This is a genomic window from Pseudoalteromonas shioyasakiensis (assembly GCF_024518675.1).
Taxonomy (GTDB): Bacteria; Pseudomonadota; Gammaproteobacteria; order Enterobacterales; family Alteromonadaceae; genus Pseudoalteromonas; species Pseudoalteromonas shioyasakiensis_B.
Genome location: NZ_JANIGL010000002.1, coordinates 438,260 through 453,957, shown reverse-complemented (window position 1 = coordinate 453,957; position 15,698 = coordinate 438,260). Strand labels below are relative to the sequence as shown.

Genomic DNA, 15,698 nt, shown 5'->3' with positions numbered 1-15,698 from the left:
TGACAATACCCGTGATTAGAATGCGTAACGTAGCATTACTTGAATGACTGGGCCTGCTTCTTCAGACTCAAGCTCATATTCATCAAAGTCACGATTGTTTTGGTCATCAAGTGAGTCAAACTTGTTGAAAACTTCATCTTTACTAGCATCTAGTAAGTTTGAACCCACCAGGCGAAGTGTTACATCTTGCCAGCGTTTTTCTACGAATAACTCCAAGTCAGCGCCGTAAGAGGTTGTTACTTCTTCCCCTACAAAACGTCCGTAAGCATCACCTTGGTTACGGTATGTTGCACCAAATGATGCGCCTAGGTCAGGTAAATCTTGAATAAAGCCAATGTTATAAACATAATCTGATTGGTCATTAAACTTACGTTTACCAAAGCTGTCTTCAACTTCACTATCAAGCCAAGAGTAGTTTAAGAAAATACCAGTATTTGGCATGTTGATTGCGCTCAGTGGCGTTGATAAATCAAACTCAATACCTTGTACTGTGCCATCGCCAGTATTTTGTGGTTGCAGTACAAATGTACCTTCGCCTTCTGAGCCTTCAACACCTGTGCTGGCAATTTCAATTAGGTCGCTAACGTCACGGTAAAATACGTTTACACCGACAACGCCACTTTTACCTAAACGGTATTCGTAACCTAAATCGATACCCCAAGAAGATTCTGGCTTAAGATTTGGGTTACCTAAAAAGTCATTATCAGCGAGTTCTTCTTCAAGAAGAGCCGGTGTCATGTAATCAAAATCTGGGCGGCGTAAGCTACGAGCAACAGAGGCGCTGACTCGGCCGTTATCACTTACACTGTAACGAAAGTGAGCCGACGGTAAAATAAAGTCATAATCATTTTCGGCAGTAACGCCTTCATTGGTATCGGTAATGCTTGAGTCAGTTGACTCCCAGCGCACACCCATTTCCCATGAGAACACATCGGCTTCGTGTTTGATTAAAGCAAACAAATCAAAACGGTCTTCTTCGAGGGTGTTCACACCGCCGTCTACTGCTTCAAATTCGTTATTAAATACAGCTAAAGACATAGGCGTTTGGTTAAACTGATCCCAGCCAGTAAGTGTTTGCTCATTTTCATCTTCAGCTTCAAAAATTGCTGTGTCGCGCTCTTTACCTTGTACAAAAGCACCGAATTGAACTTCTTTTGAGTCGCCTACAAGCAAGCTATGCTGCCATTGCAATGACCACTCTTTATCATCGATATCAACAGTTTCTTCGGCTTCTTCAAAAACCATTGGTAGTTCAGACGTATCAAGCTCAACTTCTTGCTCGTATACAGATTCTTCAAAGCTGGCGTAACCTACTTTAAACTTACTGGTACCGCCTAAAAGCGGTAGTTGATAGCCTGAGTTTATGTTGTAGTTGGTTTGGTCAATGTAGGAAACATTTGCGTTGTCTGAAAGCAAGTTACCGCCTTCAACCACTGAGTTAGATGTGGCTGTCGCGTCGTCATATTCAAAAGAGCGCTCATCTTCGGTACGGTCGGTATCGACCCACATTGCGCTAATATCAAATTTACCGCCGTTATCAAACGCCTTTTCAAAGCTAGCGTTTAGTGAAGTATCATCGCCATCACGAGTATCTGATTGATCTTCTCGGTTATCAAAATCATCTGTTGCATAATTAGGATTATTTTCAGGGCTATCGCCATAACGAATACTTGATTTTTGTTTTGGGTTATAACGACCTTGTAAGTTGGCACCTACTAGCAAGCGGCCGCCAGCAAACTCAGTGCCGTATACGCCTGCAAAGCTTTCTTTTAATTCGCCGTCATCATAACGCAGACCGCCGGCGCGGATATAGCCGCCGTCTAGGCTGTAGCCATCACGTAGTACAATATTAAGCGTTCCCGCAATAGCATCGGCAGAGCGGTTTGCACTTGATGAACGAATTATTTCGACACGCTCGATTAATTCGGCAGGAATACGGTCGACAAAGAATGAACGGTCAGCGCCTGCGCCCGGTACTTCTTCACCATTAATGAGTACTTTAGTATACGCAGGGCTTAAGCCACGCATACGTGCGCCGTCTGATTCAAGTACGTCAGATAAAAACGTTACACTAGGTACACGCTTTAGTGCATCACCTGCTGTTAGTGGCTCAAAACGCTGAAAGTACTCTTGTGAGTATTCAAGTGTAGGGGCCAATTCTTGTGAGCGGTTGCGATAACCAATCTCACCATATACCACAAGCTCTTCTGATACTTTTACTTCAGGCTCTCTTGGCGATGTTTGTTCTTCTGCATTAACGCTAACACTAAATTGGCTTAATGCCAGTGCTGCTACTACAGCGTTTAATTTAAATTGTTTCATTGATTTGCTCCGGTTGTCCTTGGTTTGGTGAGCAAACTAAAAAAAGTAAATGACGCTAATGTGACAGTTATAAAGATAATCTTTGCTAAAGCGCTAATTTACAGCATTAAAAAATATATTTGAGCTTTTAAAACATCGCTGTAAGCCGCTATAAATGGCAGCTTATAGTTTTTTTATTTACAAATTTTAATCTCAATGTCATATCAATGAGCCAAAATGACCCTGCCTTATAAAGTGCAGCTAAGCTAGCATTAGCATTAATGTAAACTGAAGAAGATTTAAACAATGCGATATAACCCATTTACCAGCCACGTAAAACTTACTAACACCATCATTTCGTTGTTAGTGATTGCTGTAGCAATATGTGCATATTTTGGCGAATTAAAACAATGGCAAGAAATTGCGTGGCTCGATATTTTAGGTGAAGGCGGCATTGTGTTGATGACATTAAGTTGGATCATTGCGCTACTGATCTCTCGTCCACCAGGAAAAGTAACCAGTTTATTAGTGCTTGGTTTAGGCCTGTTTATGTTCTCTGCGACTTTGGATTTACTCGATGAATGGCTTAAGCAACCATCACAGCTTTGGTTGACTTGGTTTGAATCATTACCAGCTCCTTTTGGCATGTCGCTCACAAGTGTTGGGCTTTATTATTGGCATCAAGAGCAATTTGTTTTAAACCGACAATTACGCCGTCGCGAAGCACATTTAAGAGAGCATGATAAAGTTTGCCCAGTGACGGGTTTATATCGTGTGAATTACCTGCATTCGTTAATGCAGCAACATCAAAGTGAACAGCGAACAGCCACTTTAGGTATCATTGATATTCGTGACTTCGCCAAGTTTAACGCTCAATTTGGTTTTACTGAAGGCGATAGATTGCTTCGAGAAATCAGTGATTTATTAGTGATGAATTGCCGTTTGAATGATGTGTTATGCCGCTACGCTGGCGATTGTTTTATTGTGCTAATGCCGGGAACTAGCCAAAGCCAAGGCAAAGAATTATTAGCGCAAATGAAAGCTGCACTTAATCATTGTGCTTTTAAAGTAGCAAAAAGCAAAGGTGCGCAGTTTCAGCACATACTAACCGCTACCGCTGCATTACATTTTGAGCACGATCCCGTACAGCAAACCAGCCTATTACATCAGCAACTACAACAACAAAAGGCGCTAATTGGTGCAGCAGTATATTAGTTTAGATGATAAGTACATCAGCGCTGCAGGAATGGTCACTGCGCTGGTGGAGTTAGCGCAAGGTCGTGGGATCCCGCTGCATAAATTGCTACGTGGTACCGGGATTTTTGAGCAAGACTTATATGATTTATCTCAGCGCTTTAGTCTATCGCAGTTATTGTCTTTAATTAGCCAATTTAAAACCCTAATGAAAAGTAATGACAGTGGCTTTTTATTAGGGCATCAACTGGTTAATGATGTTAGTCCTACAATGCAAAGTGTGCGTTTAAGCCCAAATCTTGGCAGTGCTTTAAAGCAATTACAAAAAATACGTAGCACACTTACGCCGTTATTTTTTACTCGTCAGCATATTTTTCAAGATGACTTTTACCTGTATCTACAGCCGAGCGTTGGCATGGATGAATCGTTAAAAAACTATTGTTTTGAAATATACAGTGCTGCGTTTATGAGTTTAATCAAAAGAGTCAGTAATCATTACCCACACTGCTATTTTGATTTTACTTGTAAGCGTCCACGGCATATTCAAGAGTATGAACAGCATTTAGGTTTACGGATACGTTTTGAGCAGCCTTATACTCGATGGCATTTTAATAAACAATTATTGAAGTGCCCAAACCCAGAATCAAGCCCGTTGCGCTGGCAGCAGTGTTTAGCTCAAGTGCAAGGGCGAGCGGTGACGTTTGTCGAGGCTGTGTGCCAACGAATTCATCAAGATAAAAATAATAGCCTAGTTAGTAGCGCCGAATACTTTGCAATGAGCCCGGCAACATTTAAACGTAAGCTCAAACAACACGGGGTTAGTTATTCGCAATTACAAGACGAACAAAATAAGCTCAAAGCCCTTTATCTACTGGGCGTGCGCCAACAAGGCAATGAACAAGTTGCAGAGCGTTTAGCGTTTTATGATATCCCCAACTTTCGTCGTGCCTTTAAGCGGTGGACTGGTATTACACCAAGTCAGTTAAAAATATAAAGTAAATGACGTATGTGAAATTGCTTATTTTTATTTTTTAAAGAAAGTTTTAACACCACTTTTTGTCAAGCTACGTTAAACTCTGATTATAGATGTAATTAATTGAGATCCCTATGATCGAGTACCCAGTTGACCAACTTCCTCAACTCATTGATGAGTTATTACAGTGCGACACCACCTCCCGCAAAAACAAACTGTTGGCAGATGCCAAGGACAAGCTATCAACTGAACATCTATCATTATTATTTGAGGCGCTTCCGAAAGAGCAGCGCCTAGAAATATGGCTATTACTAGATGAAGACACCCAACACGAGATTTTTATTAATTTAGGTGCTGATAGCTGCCGTTGGTTATTACAAACTCTGGATGAAGTTGAAGGCTTTAAGCTTTTAGATGAAGTGAGTGTTGAAGAGTTACTGGAATTAGAAGAAGTTATTCCTGAGCGCTTTGTAGATTATGCCCGCAGGCAACTTGATGAAGTACAAACCAAGCAATATGATTTAGCACAGCAATATAACCCAGAACAGCTAGGTCACTGGCTTAACTTTGACTCAATTAAAGTATCTGAAAAGCTTACCGTAGGCGGTGTGCGCAAAATATTACAAAAAGGGCTGCCGCAATTTACTGAAGTGATTTATTTGGTGAGCCGTAAAGGCACCTTAATAGGCGAAGTATCAGTTAATGCGTTATTTAAAGCACAAGACTCGGATAGTTTGCTCGACTTTGCTAATTTAGATATTACCTCACTGCACGCTGACGATGATTTATACGAGGCTGCAGAAGTGGTGATCCACAGTGAAACAATGGCGATGCCAGTGGTCAATGCGGATAATAAGTTGCTTGGTCGTTTAACAGTGTCCTCTGCTTACGAACTACGTCAGGAGGTTACGGACGAGGCCGCTGCCAAAGCGGGTGGTTTAAGAGAAGATGAAGACTTATTTTCAAGTGTAACTAAATCAGCAAAAAACCGTGGTATTTGGTTAGGAATTAACTTGGCAACAGCGTTTTTAGCCTCATGGTTTATTGGTTTGTTTGGTGCAACCATAGAGCAGGTTGTTGCATTAGCTGTATTAATGCCTGTGGTGGCTTCAATGGGCGGTATTGCCGGTAGCCAAACGCTCACCGTTATAGTGCGTGGTTTAGCGCTGGGGCAGGTGACCGATTCAAACCGCAAAGCATTACTTAAAAAAGAATTGCGGGTTGGGGCCGTCAATGGTTGCGTTTGGGCAATAGTGATTGGTGTGCTGACTAATCTTTGGTTTAATGATGTGATGCTCAGTATAACGATTACCGTGGCTATATTGTTAAACTTAGTGGCAGCATCGCTTTCAGGAGTCATTATTCCGTCAATTTTAGATAAAATGAAAATAGATCCTGCGCTTTCAGGGTCAGTAATTCTAACCACAGTAACTGATATTGTTGGTTTTGTAACTTTCTTAGGGTTGGGTAGTTTGTTGCTACTTTAAAAAATAAACCGGTTATTAATAAAATGGAGTAAAGGATGAGTACAAAAATAGTAAAAGGGTTAATAACTAGCTTGGTTTTTATAATGTGTAGCCAAGTGACTGCACAAGATAAGCTAGCTGAAGATCCAACTAAAGTAGTGACCCAAATCGGAGCTAGTTATACTGATGAATTAAAGTTCAGTGGCTCACTAAGTTTAGATCCCGTTAGAAAGCTCAATGCCAGTGCAAATACCGATGGTGATGAATGGCGGTTTGGCGGTTCGTGGTTGTTTGATATTGGTATTGTAAACTTTAACTTAGGTAAAACACAGTTTGACCACGGTGCTGAAAAAACAAGTTACAGTATCGGAACATTTGTACCCTTAAGTTACTTTGATATTAAGCCTATGGGGTGGCAGATTTTTGCGATGGGTGGCTACAGTCATACGGATGGGGATATTGCCTGTGATACCGGTTTATATGACTGCTCAGTTAACGAAATGCCTTCTACAGATGGTTGGGTGTTAGTGCCTAACTCATCAAACGGTGGCTATTTAGGTGCCTTTGCATTAAAGCCTTTAGCTGGCAATTGGACAATAATGACAGCTGCTGCTTACTCAATGGGATCTGATGATTATTCAGGTTATTTTGCTGCGTTAGGAGCGAGTTATCAAATTGATAAACAGCAAAAAGTCAATTTTTATGGATCAGCTCAAGATAATGACTATGGTTCAGATCAGTTCATTGGTGTAGGTTATGCCTATCAATTCAATTAATTTCAGTTTTATTGCTAGTTTATGAATTTTTCGTGAATAAGTGGTTGCAGGCTATTAACTACTACTTTTATATAATATTGTAGCTATCTCACTAATACGAGACTCATCTATTTAAAAGGAAAGATAATGGCTAAGAAACCAGCTAAAGCTAAGAAAAACGACGTAAAACTTGCTAAAAAAGAAGTTAAATCTATCAAAAAAGAAATTAGCGCACGTAAAGAAAAAGTGGCTAAGCAAAAAGCTAAAATTGGTAAGCTAAAAAAAGAGCTTAAAAAGTCAGCTTAATGCTTAACTGCTAACTCACTGCATTGTAAGTGTATTGAGTTTACGCAATGATGGTGCCATTACCATCATTGCAGCTTTACCCCGCGGAAATCTCACAGCTTTGTTAAATTATTGTCATTACTTTGTGCTAACATTAATGTAGAAATTATTAGTGTTAAATGTAATGAATCCAATTAATTTATTCTTGTTTTTAAGTATCTGTTTATTGAGTCAGTTAGCTCATTCATCCGAACACCTTAGCGATCATGAGCAATATTGCTTAAATTTTACCAGTGAAAATTGTTTAGACTTAATAAACACTCAACTTACTGCTCAAACTCTTTACTCTAAGTCGTGGTATAAGCTGAAGTCCATTCAATTAGATTACATATACGATATTGCTGACTACAGTGAGTTGATCACACAAATCGAGCCACTCATCGACTTGCCTTCAGCACCTACCGTATTTCGAACACAGCTTTATTTTTACTATGCAAAAGCATTGAATTCTAAAGGTGATAAAGTCAATGCAAAGATATACGCCGATAAAGCAATTGCAAAACTAGAAAATATGTATGAAGCCTTCGAAAGCCCGTACCGGTTGCTAGAATTGGCGAATCTTCATTATGTATTTGGTGATAGAAAGCGCTCGTATAGCTTGTTATTGCATGTGGGTAATCGGTTTGCAAAAAGCAAAGATGCTATTTTTCACTTTGAATTAAATTCTAATAAAGCCAATATTTTTTACGTGTGGGATGAGTTAGATAAATCCCTGAAGTATCGTTTGTTAGCCCTCTATGCCATTGAGAATACGGAGCATAATAGTAAAATTGTTGTGGCAAGTGGCAATGTTGCGCGAACATATCAGTTATTAGGGCAGTATGAATCTGCAATTAAACATTACACAGATTCTTTTGGTTTTATGCAATTTCCTAAGCACAATAGTAGTAAGGCTGTTTATACACTCAGGCTAGCAGAGTTGAACTGGCAAAGTGGTAATGTAGGGCAGGCCGCTTCTTTATTAGCAAAAGTACAAACAGAGGGTTTGAAACCCGGGCATTTGAGTTTATATAACCAGCTTAAAACAGAGTTAATGACAAATGAGTGATAGTACGCTTTAGCATACTAGCACTCTATTTTTTCGGTGAAGTTTAGAAATTGTACGTAATATTGCCATAAATAAAACGGCCATCTAGGCTATATGGTGTAAATGGGCTATAACTAAATATTTGATTAAAATCACTATAACCAATGTTACTTACAGTATCTTGTGGGTATTGATCAAACAGGTTATTGGCACCAATTGCAAACTTCCACTGCTGTGTTGGTAAGTAAGCAACCTCAAGGTCTGTGATCCATTTTGCTGCAATCACTTCATCGCCTTCAGGCGTACTTGAAGTATCCGTGACTTCGCCGTAGCGAGTAGCACGTAATGTTGTTTGAAAATTAGCGAAGTCCCACGTTGCAGATAAATTCCATTTATCGGCAGGAGTGCCTTCTTCAAATCGGGTGATCTCACGGCGAGCAAAATACTCGTAGTCATCGCCTAGGGCTTCTAGCTCTGGTGGATTTTCTTTAACATGAGTCACTTCGGTATCATTAAAGTTCACCGCAGCGCTTAAGCGTAAATCACCATAGTTGTCTAACCCTAATGAGTAAGTCGCAACAATATCAATACCTTGAGTACGTGAGTCAATGGCATTTGTGAAGTAACGAACGCTTTGTGTATTTAGCTCGCCTGCTTGAGCTAAAATTTCTTCCACTTCAGGGCCTTGTAGATTTTCTGATAAGACAATCCGATCATCTATCTCAATCCTATATGCATCGAGCGTTAGGCTTAAATTACCTTGAGTAAAGATAAACCCAGCAGTCATGTTAACAGACTCTTCCGCATCAAGTTCACGGGCACCGAGTGCTTTAGCCGCAGGTTCATCGACAGGAAATAAACCTACTTCACTAGGAACGCCGTTTTCAAATACCGTGCTCACAGACTTATAACTGGTTTGCGCAAGAGAAGGTGCTCTAAACCCTGTACTGATTGCGCCGCGTAGCGATAATGACTCGTTAATGCTATAGCGTGATGCGAGTTTTGAGGTAAAGGTACTACCAAAATCGCTGTAGTCTTCAAAGCGCCCGGCTAGTACAACATTCCAATCTTCGGTTAAGTAAGTATCAAACTCAGCAAATACAGCTATATTATGGCGGCTTTTATCTGTGGTGTTCTCTGGAGAAAAACCCGCTAATACTTGTGCACCGCCAGCAGCAACCGGATCACCGTTTTCATCCAGCACAGTGATATAGGAAGCTTCTTCACCGGCTTTTATTTGATATCTCTCGTGGCGGTACTCAGCCCCAATAGTAACAAACACATCATCAGGTAGGCCAAAATCAAAGCTGTTGTTTGCATCCATGTTTACTAGGTATTGTTCGTAAACTAATGCTCCGTTATCAAACTCGGTAGGGCTATCTATCCCCATTGAGGTATTTATACTGTTACTTACGCCTAAAGCAAAGTCATTTAAACCATATTTAGTACTTACATCCCACGCCCAATCATTGGTTTCGCCGTTTAGGCCAATAGCAAATGAGTAGTCGTCTACGTCAGTATCAATTTGTGGTAAAAAGCCGTCAGGGTAAACCTCTGGTAAATTACGAGAGTCTTTCGCACGGCGATAAAATCCTGCTGAGTTACCTTTACGATTTGAATAGCTAGCAAATGAATACAATGACAGCGCATTGTCAAAATCGTAACCTAGGTTATAAAACAGTGCGATATCTTCAATATCGGCTTTACCAAAGCGGTGATTATAGCGGTCAAAGTCAAACTCTCGTGAATCTAAGGCGCCAGTTTCATCACGGTTATACTGCTCGCGTTCGTCTATACCTGAACGATTTGTCGGCTCGTTATTACGCGACTCAATAGAGATATTGATAAAGCCGTTATCAGCCAACGAAAAGCCTGCATTTGCACTGGCCGTGCGTGAAATACCATCATTTAACTTGCGATCACTGCCTTTAATAAAGCTTAAGTTACCTGCTGCATCTGCTGTGGTATCTAAAAGTTGAGGTGAGCCAGCCATTTGGGTATCGTATTCGCCATAAGTATAGCTAACCGTACCACCGTCATCGGCATCTTTAAGAATGATGTTAATAACGCCTGCAATGGCATCAGAGCCATACTGTGCTGCAGCGCCGTCCCGAAGAACCTCAACACGTTTTATCGCAGAGGTAGGAATGTTATTTAAATCAACAGCGGTTGAACCGCGCCCTACAGTACCACCTAAATTTAATAGTGCACCTGAATGGCGACGTTTACCATTAACCAATACTAATGTGTGATCTGGCGCGAGGCCACGAAGTACGGCAGGTTTTGCATGGTCAGTGCCATCAGCAAGGGTTGCGCTTGGGTAATTAAAGCTCGGTAATTGGGCAGCAAGAACTTGGCTGATTTCAAGCTGGCCTGTTGTTGCAAGGTCACGGCTTGTTAATAAATCTACAGGCACTGTGCTTTGGGCAATACTGCGCAGACTACGGCGTGTGCCTGTGACCGAAATTACTTCAATGTCTTGTGCTGTGTTGTCAGTTGTTTGCTCAGCAGCGATTGCAGTCACTGATGTCCCAAGCGTAGTTGCAATGGCAAGTTGCAAAGGTAACTTTTTAAAAAATGTCATTGTTGATCCCGTGTGGCTATCATATTGTAGCGCAGTGTATATAGCCTATTAGGAACAAACAAATAACATTAAAATATAGTATATGTGTAACAAGCGAGACTTGTTAACCTAGTTTTTATATTGTTAATCATATATTTATACGCTAACAATTATTTTATTTCTGCCGTCGGTTTTCGCCCGGTATAAGGCGGTGTCGGCTGCGCAGATTAATGCTTCATGGGTACGGTATTGGTTATTGTTTTCGCAGGCAATACCTTGGCTCACGCTAATTTTAACGCCAGGCGGTAGACCAATATCGGTAAAGGTCATGCTGTTTATTTGTTGTTGGATATGTTTTGCCACTACGTTTGCACTTTCTCGGTTACAACGCGGTAATATCACTGCAAACTCTTCACCGCCGTATCGCGCAGCTAAACAATCTCTTGAAGGGATACAGTCTAATATCACCTTGGCTATTTTTTGCAGGCATTTATCACCTTTAATATGGCCATAGGTATCATTGAATTTTTTAAAGTGATCCACATCAATGAGTATACTGCTTAGTGCTTGTTTGCTTTGAATGCTGTCAGCCCAGTATTTTTCTAATGACTCATCGAGCGTTAACCTGTTTGCTAAACCAGTTAAGTGATCGGTCGATGCCTGTATTTTTAATTTATTATACATAGCTTTATGTGAGCTTATATCATGCAAAATACATATATACAGCTTTTGTGCACTCGCTATACTATTTGGAATGCTTGATATTGATAAGTCGGCTTCAATAATATTGCCATCAGATTTAGCTATTTTCACTTCGTTTGGGCCAAAGTTAAGCCGAGTGTCTTTAATATCTAACCAATTTAATAATGTATACATGTATTTGTCGCGGTCGGTATTATATAAAAAGTCTAATAAGCTTTGGCCGATTAACGCTTGTTGTGAGTCTCCTAGCAATTGAGCGGCTACTGGGTTTACAAACTCAAAATTACCATGTTGGTCGATTACAAACATGCCCTCAGCTGTGCCGTTAAACAATTCAATTAAAGAACCAAATTGCAGATGAGACAAAGAGGTAGACAGGCTACTTCCAACTTGCTTTGTTTGTGCATCTGTAGCCAGCAGTTGGCTGTTATTATTAGTTTGGTTAGACACGTTAATTCCTTTACGCTTTGCTATACGTTTTTGGTGTCTACTAATTTATGAAAAAAACAGCAAAAATACCTTCTGGTAACCTTCTGGTTTTAAGTTATTGATTTTAATGCTTTTATAAATATTCACGGGTTCTTAAAAACCTGTGAACTATATAAACTTAGTGAGTACTAGCGCCTTAATTAAACCTCTTCTTCATTTTTAACTTGAGGATCGCGGCTTTTATAGCTCTTTCCGTTGCACTCTACGATGAAAATCATACACACTACACCAGTATTTTTATCTGTATCAGCAATATGTATTGACTGGCCGTTCTCAATCAAAGAGAAACTAAAATCTTGAGCGCAGTCGCCTTCAACATTTGTAAAGCTTGCTTCTGTAAATGCAAAACCTTGCTCAATTGTTGCATCATCTAACGTGTAAACCCCTAGGCTGTTTCTTTCGTTAACTGTACCACCGCCAGATACTTTTTGACCATTTTTATAATAAGTAAATACCGCTTCATTATTACTATCTAATTTAATGCTTACCGTAAAGTTATAGGTTTTATTCTCGCTCATGTTACTTCCTTTTTAATGTGGTTTATAATGTGAAATCACTAATTCCTAAATCAATAAGTTTGTTTTTTAGTGTGTCTAGTTTACTTGCTTTATTTAAACAGCTGTATGCCTGAATGAGAGGGTAAATTTTATTTATACTTTTACTGCCATGATTTTTTTCATTGCTCGTATTTATAATTTTATTGCATGCTGCCAGTTTCTCTAATTTATTGCTAGCAAGTTTTGCTTTTATTATATTTATTCTTACAAAGTTTAAATAGTTTTCAGCTTTGCTCATGTCATTAATTTTCTCTTTAAAATCGGAACTACTTTCAAGCTTGGCTAAAAGCTCTTTCGCTTCATCAAAATATTTACGATTAATAAAGTAGTGAACTAGGCTAAGTTGGATGTTGATAATACTTGTGTTTGAAAACCCCTGCTGATTGACATAACCTATAATTTCTTCGAGTCTGTTACTCGTTTTGTCGTTATCTAACAGCATCAACTGATATGCTAGAGACCGATAGTGCTTTCGTATGAAGTTTTGATTTTCTGGATCTTGAGCTTTTGCTTGCTCTATTGCATCCGTTGCTTTCACTGCTTTTATATAGGCGTTATTCTTTTGCGGGAAATAACTTAAAAGGTAGCTTTGTTGCATATATGTATTTGAAATATCATTTAGTAGGCTTGCATCATCTGGCTTTATAGCTAATAAGGTATTTAGCTGAGCTATTGCTTGATCAAGCATATTAAATGCTGCGTTAAAATCACCTAAATTTTCTTCTGTTTTTGCAAGCCAGCTGATGGTGTCGGCTTTGTCGCGCAATAAGTTTTTATTGTTTGGCTTTAGTTTAAGGGCTTTGTTTTTAAGGGCGAGCGACTCTGTAAAGCTTTGTTTTGCTGCGTTATAGTTAAATTGCTTTAAATACAATGACCCCAGTGAATTATGTGAGTACGATAGCTCCATAATGGAGTTAAAATCATTCGGTGCTAACGAATACATGGTTTCACTATAAGCGTGGTATTTTTTAAATAATGGCTCAGTGGCCGCGTAGTCACTGTTATCATAATTAAGTTGACCCAACCAAAAGGCATTAGCCCCTGCAAGCGTGAGTAGCTCTATGTTGTTTGGTTGGGTTTTTAATAATGCCTCAAGACGAGTGCGGGCGTTTTCAAAGGCGGTGAAAGCTTCGTCGGTTTTACCGCGGGAATAGGCCACTTCCCCCATGGCCTCTAGGGTTTGTGCATATTGAAAGCGGTTGTTAAAGTCAGCTTGGTTATCGGTGAAATTAAATAACGAGTCGTTATGCTGTTGGTTAGTAAAATATTCCAGCGCTTTATTACTTATACCATCGAGTAAGTCCATACGTTTTACGCTACGTAGTTTGTCAGCAAATTCACCTACCATAAAGCCGAGCAAACTTTCTGCTTCTAGTCGTTTTTGCTGGGCTACTTGCTCAGCGTGGTAGCTGCGTACACTCATTGTAATGGCAATGACACTGATAACAAAAAACACCGCAGTGGTTAATTGTAGTAAGCGTTTATTACGTTTAGCTTTTTTGTTTGAGGCTTTAAGTAGTGCAGTTTCTGAGTTTGATAATCTAAACAGTGAACTGTTGGCAATACTTTGCGCTTCTTGTAGTTGTTTACCTTGGGCTAATAAAAAGTCAGAGTGTTTTTTCTCTCTTATCCAACGTTCGGTAGCGTGTTGCAATCGGCTTTTCATAGCAAGGCTTTCTTGGTGCTCACTTATCCAACTAATAGCACGTTGCCAATGACGCAGTAATGCTTCGTGGGCTAAGCTAAAACAGGCTTGCTCATTTTTAAGGTGTGAAACAAATAAGCGGCTATCGACCATAGCTTGTACTAGTTGTTTTTGCGCTGAGTTGTTTAGCTCATCCCAACGTGCAGCGCGGCTAGTGAGGGTTTCACCATCGGCGTTTAAGGTAATTAATCTTGACAGTATTAAACCCAGTTCAGCCTGTTGTGACTTGGGTAATTGCGTAAATACTTGTTCGGCTTTTTGACCAATAGCACCTTCAATACCACCTAATGCTTGGTAGTGTGAAACTAATAACTCATCATTGTCACTGCGTTGTAAATACAATTGTTGCAAGGTGTATTGCAACATTGGCAGGGCGTCTGGGTTATTAATTGTGTCGTTACAGAGTATTTCATCCAGTGGTGTTTGGTGCTCAGGGTCAAGTTGCCATTTTAGGCCGGCAGTTAAAGCGGGAAGGCGGATCATCTGTTTGAGTTCAGCGCGCGTTGGCGCGAGCAAATCAAAATGAGCGCCGTTGGCTTTGCCTGCCATTAAGCTTGGCTCGCTGACAACATGCGGATAGAAGTCATTACGACAGGCACTAAAAACAATCATACAATCGCTGCTAGCAAACAATTCTATAAGGCTAAGAAATTGACTGCGCTCTTGCTCGCTAAATAACGCTGATGAGAGTAATACCTCAAGGCGGTCAATAAACAAAAATAAATAGGGTTTTACTTGGTTTACTTGCTGCTTTAGTGCTTTTTTACATAGTTCAATTACTTGCTCTGGCGATGTTAATAGTAACTCGCATAGCACATCAGCACTGATATCGTTAAAAACAGGGGCATGGCTAATTTCTAAATCAAGTAAGGTCGAGGCTAAATCAAGAAACAATCGCTCTTTATTAATATCGGCAAAATCGAGCTGACAGTAAGATTCAACCCTAAAACCGTCGTAGCCTGCGCCATTCATTAATGCTGGTAAAACACCGGCGTTGACTAATGATGATTTACCAGAGCCACTTGAGCCAAGTAATAAACAAAATGCACGGCCATAACTTATTTGCGTTGAAACACGTTGGAGTAAGGTGGCGATTTGTTTGGAGCGACCAAAAAATACATTGGCTTGCTCAGGCGAAAATGCACTTAAGCCAACAAAGGGCAAGTCACCTTGCCAGGTTGTATTACTGGCTTTTTGCTCGTCATTAAGGGGGAACCTAATAGGAGCAATAACACGATAACCACGTTTTCGAATGGTTTCAATGTACTTAGGGTCGCTCGCTTTATCATCAAAGGCTTTACGTAATTGAGTGATAACTTTGTGTAACGGGTTATCGCCTACAGCAATATTTTGCCAACAATGATTTATTATGTCGTCACTGGAGAGTAGTTCACCTTGTTTCTCACAAAGTAATAACAGTACATCCATTGCTTTGGGTTCTAGTTGCTTGACGCTATCGCCCAAGCGAAGGGTGTTTGTCGCTGGCGTTACCTGCCAATCACCAACAAAAAAGATAGGTGTGCTCATGCTTTGCTCATTATTGTTATTTAAGCAGTATTTACTCTATTAGCATCCTACTGCAAGAGTAAATTTAATACAATATTATGAGGTTAATGAGGCT

General features: G+C 40.0%; 11 protein-coding genes. 6 read left to right on the top strand and 5 right to left on the bottom strand.

All coding sequences use genetic code 11. The annotated features are described in order from the left end of the window. Window positions 1-15: 15 nt before the first annotated feature. Window positions 16-2,322 (bottom strand): TonB-dependent receptor plug domain-containing protein, encoded by a 2,307-nt coding sequence (locus NQT69_RS07930; RefSeq protein WP_256827112.1) that lies wholly within the window; start codon window positions 2,320-2,322, stop codon window positions 16-18. Between the two features lie 285 nt (window positions 2,323-2,607). Between NQT69_RS07930 and NQT69_RS07925 the strand changes: the two genes are divergently transcribed. The 6 genes from NQT69_RS07925 to NQT69_RS07900 all read left to right on the top strand — a co-directional run bounded on the left by NQT69_RS07925 (window position 2,608) and on the right by NQT69_RS07900 (window position 8,082). Then, complete coding sequence (locus NQT69_RS07925) at window positions 2,608-3,516, top strand: GGDEF domain-containing protein (RefSeq protein WP_256827111.1); 909 nt, start codon at window positions 2,608-2,610, stop codon at window positions 3,514-3,516. Continuing rightward, window positions 3,500-4,489, top strand: a complete 990-nt coding sequence (locus tag NQT69_RS07920) for an AraC family transcriptional regulator (protein ID WP_256827110.1) — start codon at window positions 3,500-3,502, stop codon at window positions 4,487-4,489. Before NQT69_RS07925 ends, NQT69_RS07920 begins: the two co-directional genes overlap by 17 nt. 113 nt (window positions 4,490-4,602) lie before the next feature. Further along, window positions 4,603-5,955, top strand: coding sequence for a magnesium transporter (locus tag NQT69_RS07915; protein ID WP_256827109.1), 1,353 nt, complete (start codon window positions 4,603-4,605; stop codon window positions 5,953-5,955). 35 nt (window positions 5,956-5,990) lie between these two features. After that, a complete protein-coding gene (locus tag NQT69_RS07910; RefSeq protein ID WP_256827108.1) occupies window positions 5,991-6,710 on the top strand; it encodes a hypothetical protein in 720 nt (239 codons plus the stop codon). Between the two features lie 126 nt (window positions 6,711-6,836). After that, on the top strand, window positions 6,837-6,995 hold the full coding sequence (locus NQT69_RS07905; RefSeq protein ID WP_256827107.1) for a hypothetical protein: 159 nt from the start codon (window positions 6,837-6,839) through the stop codon (window positions 6,993-6,995). 163 nt (window positions 6,996-7,158) lie between these two features. Beyond that, window positions 7,159-8,082 (top strand): hypothetical protein, encoded by a 924-nt coding sequence (locus tag NQT69_RS07900; RefSeq protein WP_256827106.1) that lies wholly within the window; start codon window positions 7,159-7,161, stop codon window positions 8,080-8,082. 43 nt (window positions 8,083-8,125) lie between these two features. Here the strand turns inward: NQT69_RS07900 and NQT69_RS07895 are convergent, their stop codons facing one another. The 4 genes from NQT69_RS07895 to NQT69_RS07880 all read right to left on the bottom strand — a co-directional run bounded on the left by NQT69_RS07895 (window position 8,126) and on the right by NQT69_RS07880 (window position 15,604). Continuing rightward, window positions 8,126-10,645, bottom strand: coding sequence for a TonB-dependent receptor plug domain-containing protein (locus NQT69_RS07895; protein ID WP_256827105.1), 2,520 nt, complete (start codon window positions 10,643-10,645; stop codon window positions 8,126-8,128). 135 nt (window positions 10,646-10,780) lie between these two features. Next, window positions 10,781-11,776, bottom strand: coding sequence for a GGDEF domain-containing protein (locus NQT69_RS07890; protein WP_372822939.1), 996 nt, complete (start codon window positions 11,774-11,776; stop codon window positions 10,781-10,783). A gap of 179 nt (window positions 11,777-11,955) precedes the next feature. Continuing rightward, complete coding sequence (locus tag NQT69_RS07885; RefSeq protein WP_256827104.1) at window positions 11,956-12,333, bottom strand: DP-EP family protein; 378 nt, start codon at window positions 12,331-12,333, stop codon at window positions 11,956-11,958. Between the two features lie 22 nt (window positions 12,334-12,355). Beyond that, window positions 12,356-15,604, bottom strand: coding sequence for an nSTAND1 domain-containing NTPase (locus tag NQT69_RS07880; protein ID WP_256827103.1), 3,249 nt, complete (start codon window positions 15,602-15,604; stop codon window positions 12,356-12,358). Between the last annotated feature and the right edge of the window lie 94 nt (window positions 15,605-15,698).

Coding starts and splice junctions, on each gene's coding strand:
- NQT69_RS07930 (WP_256827112.1), bottom strand. CDS start 2,322: ATGAAACAATTTAAATTAAACGCTGTAGTAGCAGCACTGGCATTAAGC.
- NQT69_RS07925 (WP_256827111.1), top strand. CDS start 2,608: ATGCGATATAACCCATTTACCAGCCACGTAAAACTTACTAACACCATC.
- NQT69_RS07915 (WP_256827109.1), top strand. CDS start 4,603: ATGATCGAGTACCCAGTTGACCAACTTCCTCAACTCATTGATGAGTTA.
- NQT69_RS07910 (WP_256827108.1), top strand. CDS start 5,991: ATGAGTACAAAAATAGTAAAAGGGTTAATAACTAGCTTGGTTTTTATA.
- NQT69_RS07905 (WP_256827107.1), top strand. CDS start 6,837: ATGGCTAAGAAACCAGCTAAAGCTAAGAAAAACGACGTAAAACTTGCT.
- NQT69_RS07900 (WP_256827106.1), top strand. CDS start 7,159: ATGAATCCAATTAATTTATTCTTGTTTTTAAGTATCTGTTTATTGAGT.
- NQT69_RS07895 (WP_256827105.1), bottom strand. CDS start 10,645: ATGACATTTTTTAAAAAGTTACCTTTGCAACTTGCCATTGCAACTACG.
- NQT69_RS07885 (WP_256827104.1), bottom strand. CDS start 12,333: ATGAGCGAGAATAAAACCTATAACTTTACGGTAAGCATTAAATTAGAT.
- NQT69_RS07880 (WP_256827103.1), bottom strand. CDS start 15,604: ATGAGCACACCTATCTTTTTTGTTGGTGATTGGCAGGTAACGCCAGCG.